We start from the raw sequence: 17,671 nt of genomic DNA, 5'->3' as shown, positions 1-17,671 counted from the left end.
CCCAATGCCAGCACATGAACGCACCTTTCAAATTCAGCACTTCCCAGATCCGTAGTGACTTCCTCGCGTTCTTCGAGGGGAAGGGCCACACCATCGTGCCATCCGCGCCGCTGGTGCCAGGTAACGACCCCACCTTGCTGTTTACCAACTCCGGCATGGTCCAGTTCAAGGACGTCTTCCTTGGCGCAGAGAAACGCAGTTACGTGCGTGCCGCAGACGTGCAGCGCTGCCTGCGTGCCGGTGGCAAGCACAACGATCTGGATTCGGTGGGCTACACCGCACGCCACCACACCTTCTTCGAAATGCTCGGCAACTGGTCGTTCGGCGACTATTTCAAGAAGGACGCCATCGCCTGGGCATGGGAGCTGCTGACCCAGGTCTGGAAGCTGCCGGCCGACCGTCTGCTGGTCACCGTCTATCACACCGACGAAGAAGCCTTTGCGTTGTGGCGCGACATGATCGGCATCCCGGAAAGTCGCATCGTGCGCATCGGCGACAACAAGGGTGCGCCGTACGCCTCGGACAATTTCTGGCAGATGGCCGACACCGGCCCCTGCGGCCCGTGTACCGAAATTTTCTTCGACCACGGCGATCACATCGCCGGTGGTCCGCCGGGCTCGCCGGATGAAGATGGCGACCGCTTCATCGAGATCTGGAACCTAGTCTTCATGCAGTTCGATCGCCAGCCCGACGGCACCCTGGTGCCGCTGCCGGCGCCGTGCGTGGATACCGGTATGGGGTTGGAGCGTCTTGCGGCGATCCTGCAGCACGTCCACACCAATTACGAAATCGATCTGTTCCAGGCCCTGATCGGCAAAGCCAGCGCGCTGACCGGCATCAGCGATCTGGAAAACAAGTCGCTGCGGGTGATCGCCGATCACATCCGCGCCTGTTCGTTCCTCATCGTCGATGGCGTGCTGCCCTCCAACGAAGGGCGCGGCTATGTGCTGCGCCGGATCATCCGGCGTGCGCTGCGGCATGGCTGGATGCTGGGCGTGCGCCAGCCGTTTTTCAGCAAGATGGTGCCGACCCTGGTCGAACTGATGGGCGAGGCCTATCCCGAACTGGTGGTCGCACGCGAGATCGTCGCGCGCGCCTTGTTGGCCGAAGAAGAGCGCTTTGCCGAAACGCTGGACGCCGGCATGAAGATCTTCGACGAGGTCGCATCGCGCTCGCAGGAGATCATTCCCGGCGCCGATGCGTTCCGGTTGTACGACACCTACGGTTTCCCAGTCGATCTGACCGCCGACATCGCACGCGAGCGTGGCATGCGCGTGGACATGGAGGGCTTCGAGTTCGCCATGGAGCGTCAGCGCGAGACCGCGCGTGCGGCGGGCAAGTTCGGCGGTGGCGTGGCATTGCCGGCCGATCTGGTCGCCAGTATGTCGCCAACCGTGTTCCTGGGTTACGAAGCGTACGATGCCGATGCGCTCAAGGTCGTGGCACTGCTCAAGCAGGGGCGTCCAGTCGAACGTGCGGAAGCGGGCGACGAGGTCATCGTGTTCACCGACCGCACCCCCTTCTATGCTGAGTCGGGTGGTCAGGTTGGCGACAGCGGCAAGCTGAGCGGCCCGGGTGTGTCGATCGAAGTCGCCGACACGCAGAAGTTCGCCGGTCAGTTTCATGGTCATGTGGGCCGCATCAGCGAAGGCGCGCTCGCGCTTGGCGATGTGCTTGCCGGTGGGATCGATGCGCAACGTCGCGGCAAGACCATCCTCAACCATTCGGCGACCCATCTGCTGCACGCCGCGTTGCGCGAAGTGTTGGGAACGCATGTGCAGCAGAAGGGCTCGTTGGTCGCGCCGGATCGTCTGCGCTTCGACTTCTCCCACTTCCAACCGATCACCGCCGATGAGCTCGCTGTGATCGAGCGCAAGGTCAACGCCGAAGTCCGCACCAACCATGGCGTGGAAGTGCACAACATGGCGATGCAGGAGGCGCTGGATTTTGGCGCGATGGCGCTGTTCGGCGAGAAATATGGCGAAAACGTTCGCGTGCTCAAGATGGGCGGCTATTCCACCGAGTTGTGTGGTGGCACCCATGTCACCCGCACCGGCGACATCGGCTTGTTCAAGATCACCTCCGAAGGCGGCGTCTCCTCGGGCGTGCGCCGTATCGAAGCGGTGACCGGGCAGGGCGCGCTGGACTATGTGGCCGACGAGGAGCGTCGCTTGCTTGAGGCCGCCACTCTGCTCGGCGGCAACGCGACCGAGGTGGTGGACAAGGTGCGCGCATTGGCCGAGCGTCAGAAGCGGCTGGAACGCGAGCTGGAATCGCTTAAGGCCAAGCTGGCGTCGGGCGCAACGGCCGATTTGGGCGCTGGTGCGATCGACGTGGCCGGGGTCAAGGTGGTGGCGGTGCGTCTGGAAGGCTTCGATGCCAAGGCGCTGCGTGATGCGATGGATCGCCTGAAGCAACAGCTCGGTGACTCGGTGATCGTGCTGGCTGGCGCTTCAGGCGGCAAAGTTGCGCTTGTCGCTGGCGTGAACGGCAGCCCAACTGGCAAGGTGAAGGCAGGGGAACTCCTCGGCCATATCGCCAGTCAGATCGGCGGCAAGGGCGGTGGCCGTCCGGATCTCGCCCAGGGTGGTGGCGAGGACGGGCCCGCCCTTGCGACCGCACTCGACGGTGTGCCCCTCTGGGTCAAGCAACACTTGGGCTGAACAGTTGTCCTGCTATGCCTTGCTGGCTAGCAGGATGTCCCGCTACCATTTCTGGTCTATTCCCTTTACGTAGGGCGCGTCTCACTCAGGAGGCCGTCGATGCCGGTGGGAAATCCATCGGTTCCAGGAGATTTGCAAAATGTTGATCCTCACTCGCCGGGTAGCCGAAACCTTGATGATCGGCGACTCGGTCACCGTGACCGTTCTCGGCGTCAAGGGAAATCAGGTGCGTATCGGTATCACCGCACCCAAGGATGTCGCTGTGCATCGCGAAGAAATCTATCAGCGTATCCAGCGTGGGGATGAGCCGGTCGCTTCCGGCGCACATCACGGTGACGATTCTTCGAATTGATCGTTGTAAAGGGTTTACGTTAGCCCCTCTTACCCGCTATTCTTCGCGGCCTGCCACGGACATCGCGGCAGGCAGCAAAAAACTGGAGCGATGCCCGAGCGGCTGAAGGGGCTCCCCTGCTAAGGGAGTATAGGGTCAAAAGCTCTATCGAGGGTTCGAATCCCTCTCGCTCCGCCAGTGTTCTGAACGCCCGCAAATCATTGATTTGCGGGCGTTTTTATTTTTATTGCTGCGGTCCTTAGGTAAACGAAGTCGGCTGATATCGGTCGGCTGATATCGGCGCTTGGCCGCTGCAACCATAAGCATTGCTTGAGCGCCCGCGGGATCCGTTGATGCGGGCTGGCAGTGGCTCGCCGTCGCAGAAGCGTTCCTAAAAGCGCTCAGTGTCAGCCGGCGGTGTGTGCAGCTATCTGGCTGCGCGCAGTCCCTGCGTGGTCCATGTCGACAGTGCCTGAGGAGAGGTCGTCTTTCGAGCTTGGCGACATCGCCGGCACGCCACGAGTTTTAGCGCATCGAACTGGCGCATATCGCAAGAATGAGACCTGGCTTCCGGCGTGGGTATTTGGCTTGCTCGCTTCGTCGAAACGAACGATCGCTAAGCGTTTACGCGCATCTGCATCGCAATTGCGAGCTGCGTTGTTGTGTTGCAGGCGGTGTTGACTGATTACGTCCTGCAAGTCCGTCGGGTTCCGGCGCACGCATGCGATGTGCCATGACATCCGCATGCGCGTGGCACGCGCCTGCAGGCATGCACACAACCTTGGACGACGCTCCACCCACTCGCGTGAGCACAAGCGTGCCGTATGACGCATCGAGCGAAACGGATCGACGGAAGAGAAGCGCGTCGGATCCATGATGTCTTGGGCGCTGCTGGCTTTTCCTGTCTTGCGCATACGCGGAGGGGGTACATACATGGCTGTGCTGTCGTTTCACGGGGTCGGTCGTCCACAAAGAGGCTCAGAGCGGGTGTCGGTAGCTCCTCGCATCAGGGTGCGTCGCCGCTCCATGACGCCATCTGAACCGCCTTGGAGATGTCGCACACGGTGGGGGTCAAGTAACCGGCGCATGGGTCGCTAAATAGGTGAATTAAAGCTCGGATTTCGACGTGATGCGCCTATCGCACCTGCTTGGACGCGTGTTCTCTTTCGGCGGCCGTGGGCTGCAACACAAGGCCACGGCGGTGGATCGTGTGATGGCGGTGATCGAGTTCGATCTGGACGGCCGCATTCTGGATGCGAACCCGAATTTCCTGGGGTTGATGGGGTATCGACTGGACGAGGTGGTTGGCCAGCATCACCGCATGTTCGTGACTCCTGCCGATCGCGACAGCGAAAGCTATCGGCAGTTCTGGGAGACGCTGCGTCGCGGCGACTTCAATGCCGGGCGCTTCTGCCGCTTGGACAAGCAGGGGCGCGAGGTGTGGATCAACGCATCGTACAACCCGTTGCTGGATCGATCCGGTAAGGCGTATCGCGTGGTGAAGTACGCCACCGACATCACTGCGCAGGTGCGCCAGACCGCTGATTTCGAAGGGCGTATCGACGCCATCGACAAGGTGATGGCAGTCATCGAATTCTCGCTGGACGGCACGGTGCTCGCGGCCAACCAGAATTTCTTGCAAGTGATGGGCTATCGGCTTGAGGAGATTCGCGGCAAGCACCACGGCATGTTCGTGGATACGACGACGCGTCAGTCGGCCGCATATCGCGCGTTCTGGGATTCGCTTGGGCGCGGTGCCTTCGATGCGGGCCGCTACCGGCGCATCGGCAAGGACGGCAGAGAGGTGTGGATCCAGGCGTCCTACAACCCGGTGCTGGACGAGCACGGGCGCCCGTACAAGGTGGTCAAGTACGCCACCGACGTGACCCGTCAGGTGATCGATTCGGCCGATGCGGACGGGCGCATCCGGGCGATCGACAAGGTGATGGGCGTGATCGAGTTCGACCTGAAAGGGAACGTGCTCGGTGCAAACGAAAACTTCCTGAAAATCATGGGGTATCCGGCTGCCGAGGCGATCGGGCAGCACCACAGCGTGTTCGTCGATGCGGCCTATCGCGCGTCCGAGGAGTACCGGCAGTTCTGGGCCAAGCTGGCAAGCGGCCAGTTCGATGCGGGACGTTATCGCCGACTGCGCAAGGATGGCAGTGCGGTGTGGATCCAGGCCTCCTACAACCCGATCCTGGATGTCTCCGGACGGCCGTACAAAGTGGTCAAATACGCAACCGACGTCACCGACCAGGTGCGTTCGGCCGAGCGGATGCGCGATTTGATGCTGCAGACCATGAGCATTGCGCAGAACGTGCAGCGCGAGGCGCACCATATTTCGGTGAGCAACCAGGAACTGGTCAGCCGTGTGTCCACGCAGTCTGCTGCGGTGGCGCAGACCTCGAGCACGATCGATCAACTGGCCGCAACCGTGCGCACCAATTCCGAGAATGCAGGTTCCGCGCGGCGCATGGCCGAAGACTCGGCTGCGGTGGCGCGGCGAGGCGCGGATGTCATTGCCGACGTGGTCAAGACCACCGCCGGCATCCGCTCGGCGACCGACCGCATCGGCCAGATCATCGAGGTGATCGACGGCATCGCGTTCCAGACCAATATCCTGGCCCTGAATGCTGCGGTGGAGGCGGCGCGCGCCGGTGAGCAGGGGCGTGGCTTCGCCGTCGTGGCCACCGAAGTGCGCAGTCTTGCGCAGCGTTGCAGCGTCTCGGCCAAGGAGATTCGCTCCTTGATCGACAATGCAACCGATCAGGTCGGCGATGGCTCACGCCTGGCCGAGCAAGCTGGCGTGGTGATGCAGGACATGGTGACATCGGTCTTGCGCGTGACTGCCACCGTGGAGCAGATCGCCGCTGCCAGTCACGACCAGGCCCAGGATATTTCCACCGCCAATGTCGCGTTGCAGTCGATCGGTGTGCAGGCGCGCGACCAGGCGCGGATGGTCGACGACCTGGCGCGCTCGGCGCGCGTACTGGAAGGCGATGCGGATGCGCTGTTCGCGTTGGTCAATGGTGATGCCAATGGCGCGTCGGATCGCGCTGTCGCGCAGGTCGATGCGCAGGCTGCGCGGCACGCTCCATCGAAGGTGGCGTGACTGGATTGCACTAACATCGTGCGTGGTGCGGTAACGTCCCGTTGATCGCGTGGTTGCCTGCGTGTGAAAGCTGCTCTGACCTGCCTGGCGTGCTGGGAGATGCATTCGCTTGTCAGTGCCGCTCGGGATGACACGCAGGGCGGCAAGGCGATGCTAATCGCTACCGCATGCGGCAGGTCGTCAGTTGTAAGCCGAAAGCGAAAGCCATCAGCGACAACTCGCCACGACGTCGCCGCTGCCCAGTCCTCTGAAAAGTTCGCATACAGACAAAGCCCGCGTGAGCGGGCTTTGTCTGTGTCTGCGCTAGCTAGCGCATTGCGCACCAGCGCTGCGCTGTACGCCATCCATCCAGCTTTTGGCGATTACTTCGGCAGGTCGAATACCAGCACTTCGGCATCGCGTGCATCGGCCAGGACGATGTCCGGCTCGCCAGTGACCTGCACCGCGTCGCCGGCCGACAGCGGCTGGCCGTTGACGCTCAGGCTGCCGCGGGCCACCTGCACATAGCCGATGCGGCCTTCGGCCAGCGGCTGTTGCAGGCGCACCTCGCCATCGAGGATCGAGGCGTACAGGCGAGCATCCTGGTGCAGGCGCAGCGAGCCATTCTCACCACCCGGCGAGGCGATCAGGCGCAACTGGTTGCGCTTGCTGTCGGCATCGAAGTGCTTTTCTTCGTAGCTCGGTTCGATGCCGGCGCGCTCGGGCATCACCCAGATCTGCAGGAAGTGCACCGGTTCGCTGGACGAGTGATTGAACTCGCTGTGGGTGACGCCGCTGCCGGCGCTCATGCGCTGCACATCGCCGTAATGCAGCACCGAACCGGTGCCCATGCTGTCCTTGTGCTCCAGCGCGCCGCCCAGGACATACGAAATGATCTCCATGTCGCGGTGGGCGTGGGTGCCGAAGCCTTCGCCCGGGGTCACCTTGTCTTCGTTGATCACCCGCAGCGGGCCGATGCCCATATGGCGCGGGTCGTGGTAGCTGGCAAAGGAGAAGGTGTGGCGCGAGGACAGCCAGCCATGCTCGGCGCGGCCACGGGTTTCGCTCTTGCGGACATTCAACATGCTGCTTCTCCCTGAAAGATTCGAATTGGTGCTGGGGTTGAATCGGTGTCCCAGCGGCTTGATGCGTAGTCTCCACCTCTGCGTTCGCAAGAAAAAGCGAGTAGATTCGGACACTACCATCGAAAATTTCGAACAATGAAGATCAGCCTGGAAGCGCTACAGATTCTCGATGCCATCGACCGCCGTGGGTCGTTCGCTGGCGCCGCGAAGGTGCTGTTCAAGGTGCCGTCTACGATTTCCTACACGGTCGCCAAGCTGGAGGAGGATCTGGGCGTGCAGCTGTTCGAGCGGGTCGGGCCGAAGGCCACGCCCACGCAGGCGGGCCGCGAACTGCTGCGCGAAGGGCGCCATCTGCTGCGTGCCGCACAAGAGCTGGAGGTGCGCGTGCGGCGCGTGGCCTCGGGCTGGGAGTCGGACTTTGCGATCGGGCTGGATGCGGTGCTGCCTGCGGCCTTGCTGCAGCCGCAGATCCTGGACTTCTACACCGTGGCCGACAGCACCCGGCTGCGCGTACTCAGCGAGTCGTTGTCAGGCAGTTGGGAGGCGCTGCTCGATAGACGCGTGGACCTGATCGTGGCGGCTGGCGAGGGACCCAGTGGCGGTGGATACGTGGCCGAGCCCATCGGTACTCTGCGCTTCGTGTTTGCGGTGGCATCCACGCATCCACTGGCGACGGCCGGCCTGCTGGGCGTGGCCGAACTTGCCGACCACCGTGCGATCGCCGTGGCGGACTCGGCGCGGCGCTTGCTGCCGCGCACGGTTGGGCTGCTGTCCGGCCGCGATGTCCTGACTGTGCCCGATATGCGCACCAAGCTGCTGCTGCAACTGACCGGCGCCGGCTACGGCTTTCTGCCCGAGCCATACGCGCGCGGGGCGCTGCAGGACGGCCGCTTGCGCGAGGTGCAGGTGGAAACGCACAAGCCCGACGAAACCTTTTACCTGGCGTGGCGGCCAGGTGAGGAGGGTGAGGCATTGGGCTGGTGGCGACGTGCCTTGCGCAGCGAAAGCCTGTTCGACAGCTGGTTGCACACCTTGGCCGCAACGTATCGTTCCGTCGCTGCCGGGCAGTCGCCGCTGTGACCGAAGGCGGATAATGGCCGCTCGCCGTCGCGCAGGGTCGTCGCATGCAAAGCTTGATCGAACAGTACGGATTGGCGCTGGTGTTCGCCAACGTGCTGGCGTTGTCGCTCGGGCTGCCGGTGCCGGCGTTGCCGACCCTGGTGCTGGTCGGTGCCAGCTACGCGTTGCAGGGCGGTAGCGATGCCTGGCTGGCCGGGCTTGCGGCGCTGGCAGTGTCTGTATCGGCAAGTTTGTTGGGCGATCTGGCGTGGTATCTGGCTGGTCGCCGCTTCGGCAATCGCACCTTGCAGTCGCTGTGTCGACTGTCGCTGTCGCGCGATAGCTGCATGAAGCAGACCGAGCGCTTTTTTTCGCGCTGGGGCGTGCGAGTGCTGGCAGTCGCCAAGTTCGTCCCGGGCTTGTCGATGGTGTCGGTGCCGATGGCCGGTGCGATGCGGGTGCGCCCTGCAGCGTTCCTGCGTTACGACGCCTTCGGTGCATCACTGTGGGCGCTGGTCGGCTTGAGCGTGGGGGCCGTGTTCGCGCATCAAGTGCGGGACGTGCTCGCCTTTCTGTCCGAACTTGGCTCGGGCGCTGTCGTGGTCTTGGCGGCGTTGCTGGCCGGCTATGTCGGTTGGCGTTGGTGGCGGCGGCACAGCCTGTTGCGATCGCTGGAGCATGCGCGCATCGCGGTGGATGAGCTGGTGCCGTTGCTGGATGGCGAGCAGAGCCTGCGCCCGACCGTGCTGGATATCCGTGCGCCGGGCTATCGCGATCTGCAGCCCTACACGATTCCTGGCGCCGTATTCGCCGACGAGCGCCAGCTGGCGCAGATTCTTGCCAGCGTGCCGCGCGATCGCAGCGTGGTGATCTACTGCGCGTGTCCGGACGAAGTGTCTGCAGCGTGGTTGGCCGCGCGGATGCGCGAGCGCGGATATCGCGATGTGCGGCCACTGCTGGGCGGTCTGGATGCATGGCGCGATGCCGGGCATCCGGTGACATCGCTGATGCCGGTGGTCGTGGCTGCTGACGCCAGCGTTGCCGCCACGGCCTGATTGCACCGTGTGCGGTGTCAGCGGTGGCGTCGGCGAGCGTTGCGCTAGCGATCGTCATCGCCCGATGGAGCGACACTGGGATACAGCGCGATGCGCGCCGTCATCTGCATTCGCAAAAACGACAGGCAAAAAAAAGACCAGCGAGCTGGTCATTCTCTTCAAGATTGGTGCGCCCGGAGAGATTCGAACTCCCGACCGCCTGGTTCGTAGCCAGGTACTCTATCCAACTGAGCTACGGGCGCATATCTTGTTTAACTTGCAGATCTGACGCAGTGCGATCGGATCTTTTTAACTGAAAAAACAGCGGTTGAATGCTGTCTTTTTCTTGTTCTGAAGATGGTGCGCCCGGAGAGATTCGAACTCCCGACCGCCTGGTTCGTAGCCAGGTACTCTATCCAACTGAGCTACGGGCGCCTCGTCAGGAGCGGAATTATGCGGATGAGCGACGGGCCCGTCAATCCCTTTGTGAAATTCGATCGTCATTGATGGCATCGTCAGGCGCACTGCGCAGCGCAGCGACCACAGCCGCAGGCGTTTTCATCCAGGCGAAATGATCGCTACGCGTCCCCAGTTGCCTATCGTCCAACGTCACGTGCTGCGCGCGTGCCTGCGGCATTTTGTCGAGCAATGCACGCAGCGCACCTGCCGGACCTAATTTGTCGCGTGCAAGCGCCACCGCGCGGATCGGCACGCGCAGTTGGCCCAGTGCCTGTTCCAGATCCCATGGTGCGCCCGCCGCGCGATAGCGATTGCTGCGGCCGACCTGCGCCCAATCGGCAATCAGGCTGCGTGCTTCGGTGCCGCCGAAGCCGAGCTTGCGCCCGTGCAGCACGCCTTGCACGCGCGCCAGCCACGGCAACAGCCGGAATGCTACGGGCAGGCCGTAGCGCATCGGCGAGGGAAACGTGCGCCAGTGCGGCGAGCCGCTGGCCACGAGCCAGAGCTGGGCGAATTGCGCCGGATGCAGTGCGGCATGGCAGCACGCGAGCTGACCGCCAAGGCTGTGTCCGCCGATGACGCGAGGTCGCTGCCGGTCGTGCAGATCGAGCAAGGCTTGGCTGGCCGGGAGATCGTCTGTAAGCAGCGTGCGATAGCCCCAATCGTGCTCACGCGACGGGCGCAGCGTGCTGCTGCCATTGCCGCGCCATTCGTGAAGATATACCGCCACGCCGGTGGACGCGAGCGCCTGTGCGAAGGGTTGGTAATGCCGCGCTGCCACGCCCAACGCGGGTAGCCACAGCAGGGTGACAGCTGGTTGCGGTGGCGCGCAGCGGAGCACTTGCCAGCGATGTCCATCTGCAACGCTGGCGAGCAAGGTATCGGTCTGCACGCTCATGCGCTGGGCGCGGCGCCGAAGTGGTCGAGCACCAGCACATCGCTATGGCCGGGGCATTGGCCCAGACGGATGGCGCGTGCAACGTAATCGATCGCCGCTTCGCAGGCGTTGAGCAACGACAGGCCCTGACACAACTGCGCGGCAATCGCCGCCGACAGGCTGCAGCCGGTGCCATGCGCATCCACCTGCAGGCGAGGATGCATGAACACATCCTGGGTCACGCCGTCATCGAAGCGATCGAGTACACGTGCGCCTTCAAGCAGATGGCCGCCCTTGAGCAGCACCGCGTTCGCGCCTAGGTCGAGCAGGGCAGCGGTGGCGCGTTCGGCGGCATCGGCGCTGCCGATGCGGCGGCCGATCAGTAATTCGGCTTCGGGCGTATTGGGCGTGATCAGCGTCGCCAGCGGTAGCAGACGCGTGCGCAACGCCTCCAGTGCCGCATCTTCGAGCAGGCGCGCGCCACTGGTGGACACCATCACCGGATCGAGGACGACGAATGGTGGGCGATGCCGTTCGAGCAGATCGGCCACGCACTGGATGACGTCGGCATTGGCTAGCATGCCGAGTTTGACCGCCTGGATCTCGAAATCGGCGAAGCAGGCATCCACCTGTGCCTGCAGAAAGTGCAGGGGGGGGATGTGTACGGCGGTGACGGCGCGGGTGTGTTGTGCGGTCAATGCGGTGATCGCCGACAACCCGTGCACCCGGTGTGCGGCGAAGGTCTTGAGGTCGGACTGGATACCGGCGCCACCGCCGGAGTCCGAGCCGGCGATGGTCAATGCAGACAGCGTGCTGGGCGTGGTCATGTGCCGATTCTGCACTGCTACATGCAGGATGTGCGCATCATCCTGCGTGCCAGCGACGCCATTGCACATAGGCGACATAGCCGGCACCGGCCAATCCTGTGAGGATGGCCGGCAGGTAAAGCGCGTCGTACTGCCAGCGCTGGAACAGCACAGTGCCGAGGATGCTGCCGCCAAGAAAGCCGCCGATGATCAGCCCGCTCAGTGTGAGTCGGCGCACTTGCAGCGGGCGCCCGCGCAGCAGGTGCCCCAGGCCGATGCCCAGATCGGTGAACATGCCGCTCAAATGCGTGGTGCGGACCGCTGCGCCACTGAGGGTTGTCGCCATCGCATTCTGCAGACCGCAGGCGCCAGCGGCGAACAGTGCGCCGCCGACATGATGCAGCTTGAACAGCGGAATCGCGGCCAGCAACAGCAGTGCCTCGATCAGCAGCGCCGCACCGTAGCGCTGTCCAAGCCGCAAGGCATCGTCCTGGATGATCAGGCCGCTGAGCATGGCGCCTGCGCAGAACGCGATCAGGATTCCCCAGAGAAAGCCGATCTCCGGCGCGCTGTCCTGCACCAGGGCCACGCCGAGCAGGCTGGTCGTGCCGGTGAGGTGGCTGACCACCTGGTGCTCCGAGCCCAGGTAGCCGACCACGTTGACCATGCCCGCCACGCTCGACAACGCCACCGCGCCAATCCAGACCCAGCGCGGCAGCAGCAGGCCCATCGTGGGTCAGGGGCTGCCGTTGACGGCAATCTGCGAAAACGCACCGGTCTGCGGGTCGTACAGCGCGCCCCAGAACATGCCGCCACCGTCGCAGACCTGGATCGCCTCGGTGGCCGGTTTCACTTCCGGCGTATTCGGCAGCTTGAAGGCATTGATATAGATCAGCTGCTGGCCCTGGATCACCACACCCACGTATTGGCGGTCAAACTCGCGCGGCTCGGCAATGGTGGGCGTCAACGCGTCCTGTCGCGCTTCGAGTTGTTCGACCTGCTGATGGCTCGGCGCCCAATAGCCGCTGATCTGGCCTGGATGCTTGGCCGGGCTGTCGCGCGAACAGGTTTGCAGTACCTGCTCGGCGACGCCTTGCCGGGCGATGATCCACGACTGCCCGTTCTTCAGGTTGGTGGGCACGCTGGCTGGCCCCTGCGTGGTGGCGCAGCCAGCCAGTGCGATCACGGCAAGCGCCACCGCGCCGCGACGTGCGCGCATCACAACACCTCTGAGGCGAAGTCGGCCAGACGCGAACGCTCGCCGCGACGCAGCGTGATGTGCGCGCTATGCGGCCACGCCTTGAAGCGATCCACCGCGTAGGTCAGGCCCGAGGTGGTTTCGGTGAGGTAGGGCGTGTCGATCTGCTCGACGTTGCCCAGGCACACGATCTTGGTGCCGGGACCGGCGCGGGTGATCAGCGTTTTCATCTGCTTGGGGGTGAGGTTTTGCGCCTCGTCCAGAATCAGATACCGCGACAGGAAGGTGCGGCCGCGCATGAAGTTCATCGAGCGGATCTTGATGCGGCTGGCGAGCAAGTCGTTGGTGGCCGCACGGCCCCACGAGCCGCCTTCCTGGTTGTGCGTGAGCACTTCCAGGTTGTCGGTCAGCGCGCCCATCCATGGGGTCATCTTTTCTTCTTCGGTACCGGGCAGGAAGCCGATGTCTTCGCCCACGCTGACGGTGGCGCGGGTCATGATGATTTCGCGGTAGCGCTGCTGGTCCATCGTCTGCGCCAGGCCGGCGGCCAGTGCGAGCAAGGTCTTGCCGGTGCCGGCGGTGCCGAGCAGGGTGACGAAGTCGATTTCCGGGTCCATCAGGGCGTTGAGCGCGAAATTCTGCTCGCGGTTGCGTGCGGCAATGCCCCACACCGCGTGCTGTGTGTTGCGGAAGTCGTCGACCAGACACAGCGTGGCCTTGCCGCCGCCGACCTTGGCCACGCGCAGCTCGACTTCATCTTCGCCGGGCAGGTACAGGTACTGATTGGGGTACCAATCTTCATCGTCGGCCAGCACGATCTCGTAATGGGTGCGGCCGCGCTCGTTCCAGCTGCGCAGGTCCTCGTTGTGCTTCTCCCAGAAGTCTTCCGGCAGCTCGATGGCGCCGGTGAACAGCAGGCTGAAATCGTCCAGCGCGCGGTCGTTCTGGTAATCCTCGGCGACCAGGCCGCTGATGTAGGCCTTGATGCGCAGGTTGATGTCCTTGGACACCAGGATGACCGGCACGTCCGGATTTTCTTCGCGCAGCGCCAGCACCGAGGCCAGGATCTTGTTGTCCGGCAGCATCGCGCCGAAGGTGCGGCCCGGATCGATCGGGTGGATCTGGAAATACAGCCGGCCGATCGCCGCCTGGCCCTTGAGCTGGATGCCCTGCGGATGGCTGAGCAGGATGCCGGCCTGGATCTGCTCGGCGTTGGTGTTTTCCAGCAATTCGTCCAGGAAACGGCTGACCTGGCGTGCATTGCGACTGACTTCGGAGGTGCCTTTCTTGGCGTTGTCGAGCTCCTCGATCACCTGCATCGGCAGGAACACATCGTGTTCCTCGAACTTGAACAGCGCGGTGGGATCGTGCATCAGCACGTTGGTGTCCAGCACGTAGATGCGCTTGCCTCGGGTCATTGGGTTTTCCAAGTGATGGAGCAGGGGCGAGCCATCACGCCTGCAACTGCAGGGTGATGGAGGACACGGGAACTCAGGGGCGTCACTGTTTGGCGTGCGCCTTGACTGCGGCCAGCACGGCCTCGGCATGGCCGGCGACCTTGACCTTACGCCAGGCCTGCACGACATGCCCTTCGGGCGACAGCAAAAAGGTGCTGCGCTCGATGCCGAGCACCTGCTTGCCGTACATGTTCTTTTCCTTGATCACGTCGAAGGCGCGGCATAGCGCTTCATCGCCATCGCTGATCAACGGAAAGGTGAAGCCTTGCTTGGCGCAGAAGTTGTCGTGCGATTTCACCGAATCGCGCGAGACGCCCAGCACTGCTGCACCCGCTTTTTTGAATTGCGGCAGCAATGCGTTGAAGTCCAGGCCTTCGGTGGTGCAGCCGGGCGTGCTGTCCTTCGGGTAGAAGTACAACACCACCCACTTGCCGGCATAGCTGCGCAGCGTGGTCTGGGTGCCGCCGGACAGCGCTAGCGGCAGGTCGAATGTTGCAGTAGGTAATTCCAGTACAGCGTCGGTCATCGTTGCTCAGCCCAAAGTGGAGGGGCGTACGGCGCGGTCATGCCGGGCCGACGTCCATCCCATCATAAGCAGCCACATGGAAACGTTTGGCAAGTGCGTCGAACTGCGCATTGCGCTGATTCAGCGACTCGATGGTGTGATGCTCTTTCTTGTCCACATGCAGGAAGTACGACGCTTCATCGTCGCCATCGTCTTCGTCGCGTTCGCCGAGAAAGATGTCGATGACGCGGTAGCCGTCCTGGGTGAGTTGTTCGGCGAGTTCCTGCAGCGGTTCCTGCGCAGGGTCGGCGAAGAAATACTCCCAGCGTAGCGGGCCGTCGAGATTCCAGTCGGTCTCGGAGCGGATGTGGTCGAACATCTGTTTCAGCGCGGAGATCGCGATGGCCATTGATGGGTGCCTTAGAACTTCATCGGGTCCATGATCGCGTCGAGATTGAGGTGATCACAGAATTCCAGGAAATCATCGCGCAAGGCGGCGATGTGCATGTTGGCCGGCACCCCGATGGTCACCTGCGCAGAGAACATCTCCGCGCCGGTCTGCATGGCGCGGTAGCGCGTGCTCTGCAGGTTTTCGATGGTGATGCCCTGGCGGTCGAAGAAATCGGCCAGCTGGAACAGGATGCCCGGCTTGTCGGCGGCGATGACCTCGACGATGTAGGGCAGCAGGTTGGATTGGGTCTGTTTGGGGCCGGTGCGGTACCACACCAGCTTGAGGCCTTCCTCGCGTTCGAGCCGCGTCAGCATGGCTTCGAGCTTGGCGACCGAATCCCAGGAGCCGGTGGCCAGCGCGGTGACCGAGACATCGCGCCCCACCGTGGCCAGGCGAGCGTCCACGAGATTGCAGCCGCTGTCGGCGATGCGGCGGGTGACGGGCAACAGGGGGGACTCCGGATGCGTCGTGTAGGCGTTGATCAGGAGGTGATTTTCGGTCGGCGAAGGCCGGGGTGTAGAGTCAGTCAAAGGGGCTTCCGGCATTGCATCAGGCTGAATGGCCGCCCGGGCAGGCGCCCTGGCGGTGACCAGCATACTTGCCCGTGGTTTCGCGCCGCAAGTAACATGCAGACGGTTTCAACCCGCGCCCGCGCGGGCCTTTTCCTGTCACGTAAGAGCAGCAGAATCTTGTCCCTTTCCGGCATCATCACCGCGCTGGCAACCCCTTTCGGGCCGGACGGCGCACTCGACCTGGATGCCTGGCGGCGGCTGCTGGAGCAGCAGCTGCACGGTGGCGTGCAGGGAATCGTGGTCGCCGGCTCCACCGGCGAAGCAGCCGCCCTGAGCGATGACGAATACGACACGCTGTTGCGTGCTGCGGTGGCACAGGTAGCCGGTCGCGTGCCGGTGCTGGCCGGCACCGGCTTGTCCGGCACTGCAAAGACCATTGCGCAGACCCGTCGCGCCGCGGCGCTGGGCGCGCAGTACGCGCTGGTAGTGACGCCGCCATATGTGCGTCCGACCCAAGCCGGATTAAAGGCGCACTTTCTGGCGGTTGCCGATAACGGTGGCCTGCCGGTGGTGCTGTACAACGTGCCGGGCCGTACCGGCTGCGACCTGTTGCCGGAGACGGTCGCCGATCTGGCGGGTCATCCGAATATTGTCGGCATCAAGGAAGCGCGTAGCGAGCCCGAGCGCGTGGCCGCACTGGTGGCGCTGCGCAGCGATCGCTTTGTGGTGCTGAGTGGCGACGATGGCAGCGCTGCGCAATCGATGCTGTCCGGCGCTGCCGGGCTGATTTCGGTGGCCTCCAATGCCTTGCCGGCGGCGTATCGGCGCCTGTGCGATCTGGCCCGCGATGGCCAGCGCGACGCTGCCACTGCGTGGGACGCGCGTCTGAGCGAGTACCACAGCTTCTGCGGGATCGAATCCAATCCCATCCCGGTCAAGGCGCTGCTGCAGCGCGCCGGGATCGGCCATGGCCTGCGCTTGCCGCTGTTACCCCTTTCTGCGGCGCACCAGCCTGCCGCCGACCGCCTTGCCGCCGACGCCATTGCGTTGGAAGCGCTTTCCAGCCGCGAAATGCTCGCGGCCTGACCCAGGAGATCTATCGATGCGTCATTCCGTTTCCCCCGTCCGCGTGCTGTCGCTCGCGTTGCTGGCGACCGCCACTGTCGCTGCCACGAGCGGTTGCAGCTGGTTTCACAAGGGCGCGCGCGGCGACTATGCGCTGGCCCCGGAAGCCCGTCCGCTGGAAGTGCCGCCGGATCTGAATCTGCCCGACACTTCCGGTGCAATGAAGGTGCCGACGCTGGCGTCGACCACGCAGCAGCAGGCCAACACCCCGCCGTCGGCGAGCGCCAATAGCGGGTTCACCGTGCCGGGTGAGCGCGATGAGGTGTTCGGCAAGGTCGGCGCGGCACTGGCCGACATCCCCGGCCTGACCATCGCCAGCAAGGCGCAGATGCTCGGTTCCTACGACGTGAGCTACGAGGGTTCCAGCTTCCTGGTGCGTGTGGTCAAGGTCGAGGCGGGCAGCTATGTCTCGGCAGTGGATCCGCGTGGCATGCCGGCAACGGCGGCAGCGCCGGTAGCCGTGATCACCGCGCTCAAGGGCAAGTTGGGCGGCTGAGGCCGGTTCACTTTGCCGGATAGCAAAACGGGCGCTTGGGGCGCCCGTTTTGCGTTCGTACGGCACTGCTTGCAATTGCGCTGCAGGACGCGCGCGGCGGTGTAAACGCGCCGGGTCTGGGTGTGCAGCTCAGTTCAGCGCTGCAGCAATGGCAACTTGTTCGGCTTGCCATCCCATTCGGCGGCATCGGGCAGCGGTTCTTGGCGCACGGTCAGCACTGGCCAGGCCTTGGCGAGTTCAGCGTTGAGTGCGACGAAGCCTTCCTGCCCTGCCGGGACGTCGTCTTCCGGGTAGATCGCGTTGGCCGGGCATTCCGGTTCGCACAGGGTGCAGTCGATGCACTCGTCCGGGTCGATGACCAGAAAGTTCGGGCCGACATGGAAGCAATCCACCGGACAGACCTCGACGCAGTCGGTGTATTTGCACTTGATGCAGTTTTCAGTGACAACAAAAGGCATGGCGGAATCCGGCGTTTAGCCTTCCAATTCTAAAGCAGTCGCGTGATGGGTGTGGGGTTGT

17 protein-coding genes and 3 tRNA genes are annotated in these 17,671 nt (G+C 63.7%); 8 read left to right on the top strand and 12 right to left on the bottom strand.

The annotated features are described in order from the left end of the window. Positions 1–14: 14 nt before the first annotated feature. The 4 genes from alaS (at position 15) to M0D43_RS01690 (ending at position 6,109) form a co-directional block, all read left to right on the top strand. Positions 15–2,663: an alanine--tRNA ligase gene (gene alaS, locus M0D43_RS01705; RefSeq protein WP_252163279.1), complete on the top strand. Its 2,649-nt coding sequence runs from the start codon at positions 15–17 to the stop codon at positions 2,661–2,663. A 139-nt stretch (positions 2,664–2,802) separates the two neighbouring features. After that, positions 2,803–3,015, top strand: a complete 213-nt coding sequence (gene csrA / locus M0D43_RS01700; protein WP_252163278.1) for a carbon storage regulator CsrA — start codon at positions 2,803–2,805, stop codon at positions 3,013–3,015. A gap of 84 nt (positions 3,016–3,099) precedes the next feature. Further along, positions 3,100–3,192 (top strand) — tRNA-Ser (locus M0D43_RS01695). 958 nt (positions 3,193–4,150) lie between these two features. Next, on the top strand, positions 4,151–6,109 hold the full coding sequence (locus tag M0D43_RS01690; RefSeq protein WP_252164932.1) for a methyl-accepting chemotaxis protein: 1,959 nt from the start codon (positions 4,151–4,153) through the stop codon (positions 6,107–6,109). Between the two features lie 362 nt (positions 6,110–6,471). Here M0D43_RS01690 and M0D43_RS01685 read toward each other — a convergent pair whose 3' ends face one another. Beyond that, on the bottom strand, positions 6,472–7,173 hold the full coding sequence (locus M0D43_RS01685; protein ID WP_252163276.1) for a pirin family protein: 702 nt from the start codon (positions 7,171–7,173) through the stop codon (positions 6,472–6,474). Positions 7,174–7,308: 135 nt separating this feature from the next. On the opposite strand from M0D43_RS01685, the gene M0D43_RS01680 reads away from it, so the two are divergent. Together M0D43_RS01680 and M0D43_RS01675 are read left to right on the top strand one after the other, a co-directional pair. Further along, positions 7,309–8,253, top strand: coding sequence for a LysR family transcriptional regulator (locus tag M0D43_RS01680; RefSeq protein ID WP_252163275.1), 945 nt, complete (start codon positions 7,309–7,311; stop codon positions 8,251–8,253). 44 nt (positions 8,254–8,297) lie between these two features. Continuing rightward, positions 8,298–9,287, top strand: a complete 990-nt coding sequence (locus tag M0D43_RS01675) for a DedA family protein/thiosulfate sulfurtransferase GlpE (RefSeq protein WP_260807776.1) — start codon at positions 8,298–8,300, stop codon at positions 9,285–9,287. A 165-nt stretch (positions 9,288–9,452) separates the two neighbouring features. Here the strand turns inward: M0D43_RS01675 and M0D43_RS01670 are convergent. The 10 genes from M0D43_RS01670 to M0D43_RS01625 all read right to left on the bottom strand — a co-directional run bounded on the left by M0D43_RS01670 (position 9,453) and on the right by M0D43_RS01625 (position 15,615). Next, positions 9,453–9,529, bottom strand: a tRNA-Arg gene (locus M0D43_RS01670). Positions 9,530–9,624: 95 nt separating this feature from the next. Further along, positions 9,625–9,701 (bottom strand) — tRNA-Arg (locus tag M0D43_RS01665). A 40-nt stretch (positions 9,702–9,741) separates the two neighbouring features. Then, positions 9,742–10,623, bottom strand: coding sequence for an alpha/beta hydrolase family protein (locus M0D43_RS01660; RefSeq protein WP_252163274.1), 882 nt, complete (start codon positions 10,621–10,623; stop codon positions 9,742–9,744). Further along, positions 10,620–11,429: a bifunctional hydroxymethylpyrimidine kinase/phosphomethylpyrimidine kinase gene (thiD, locus tag M0D43_RS01655; protein WP_260807775.1), complete on the bottom strand. Its 810-nt coding sequence runs from the start codon at positions 11,427–11,429 to the stop codon at positions 10,620–10,622. The genes M0D43_RS01660 and thiD overlap by 4 nt, the downstream gene beginning before the upstream one ends. 37 nt (positions 11,430–11,466) lie before the next feature. Continuing rightward, on the bottom strand, positions 11,467–12,138 hold the full coding sequence (locus M0D43_RS01650; protein WP_252163273.1) for a YoaK family protein: 672 nt from the start codon (positions 12,136–12,138) through the stop codon (positions 11,467–11,469). Between the two features lie 6 nt (positions 12,139–12,144). Continuing rightward, positions 12,145–12,627 (bottom strand): hypothetical protein, encoded by a 483-nt coding sequence (locus M0D43_RS01645; RefSeq protein ID WP_260807773.1) that lies wholly within the window; start codon positions 12,625–12,627, stop codon positions 12,145–12,147. Continuing rightward, complete coding sequence (locus M0D43_RS01640; protein WP_101364721.1) at positions 12,627–14,024, bottom strand: PhoH family protein; 1,398 nt, start codon at positions 14,022–14,024, stop codon at positions 12,627–12,629. Before M0D43_RS01640 ends, M0D43_RS01645 begins: the two co-directional genes overlap by 1 nt. Before the next feature lie 82 nt (positions 14,025–14,106). Continuing rightward, positions 14,107–14,589 carry a peroxiredoxin gene (locus M0D43_RS01635; protein ID WP_260807771.1) on the bottom strand — a complete coding sequence of 161 codons (483 nt, stop codon included), beginning with the start codon at positions 14,587–14,589 and terminating at the stop codon, positions 14,107–14,109. A gap of 37 nt (positions 14,590–14,626) precedes the next feature. Beyond that, positions 14,627–14,977: a ribonuclease E inhibitor RraB gene (locus tag M0D43_RS01630; RefSeq protein WP_252163271.1), complete on the bottom strand. Its 351-nt coding sequence runs from the start codon at positions 14,975–14,977 to the stop codon at positions 14,627–14,629. Between the two features lie 11 nt (positions 14,978–14,988). After that, positions 14,989–15,615, bottom strand: coding sequence for a glycine cleavage system transcriptional repressor (locus M0D43_RS01625; RefSeq protein WP_002813792.1), 627 nt, complete (start codon positions 15,613–15,615; stop codon positions 14,989–14,991). 93 nt (positions 15,616–15,708) lie between these two features. On the opposite strand from M0D43_RS01625, the gene dapA reads away from it, so the two are divergent. Next, a complete protein-coding gene (gene dapA / locus M0D43_RS01620) occupies positions 15,709–16,617 on the top strand; it encodes a 4-hydroxy-tetrahydrodipicolinate synthase (RefSeq protein ID WP_252163270.1) in 909 nt (302 codons plus the stop codon). Between the two features lie 16 nt (positions 16,618–16,633). Then, positions 16,634–17,152 (top strand): hypothetical protein, encoded by a 519-nt coding sequence (locus M0D43_RS01615; RefSeq protein ID WP_019303177.1) that lies wholly within the window; start codon positions 16,634–16,636, stop codon positions 17,150–17,152. 134 nt (positions 17,153–17,286) lie between these two features. Here M0D43_RS01615 and fdxA read toward each other — a convergent pair whose 3' ends face one another. Beyond that, positions 17,287–17,610: a ferredoxin FdxA gene (fdxA, locus tag M0D43_RS01610; protein ID WP_006453280.1), complete on the bottom strand. Its 324-nt coding sequence runs from the start codon at positions 17,608–17,610 to the stop codon at positions 17,287–17,289. Between the last annotated feature and the right edge of the window lie 61 nt (positions 17,611–17,671).

The sequence above is a fragment of the Xanthomonas prunicola genome (genome assembly GCF_025266575.1).
GTDB lineage: Bacteria > Pseudomonadota > Gammaproteobacteria > Xanthomonadales > Xanthomonadaceae > Xanthomonas > Xanthomonas prunicola.
This window is presented reverse-complemented; position numbering and strand designations above follow the sequence as displayed.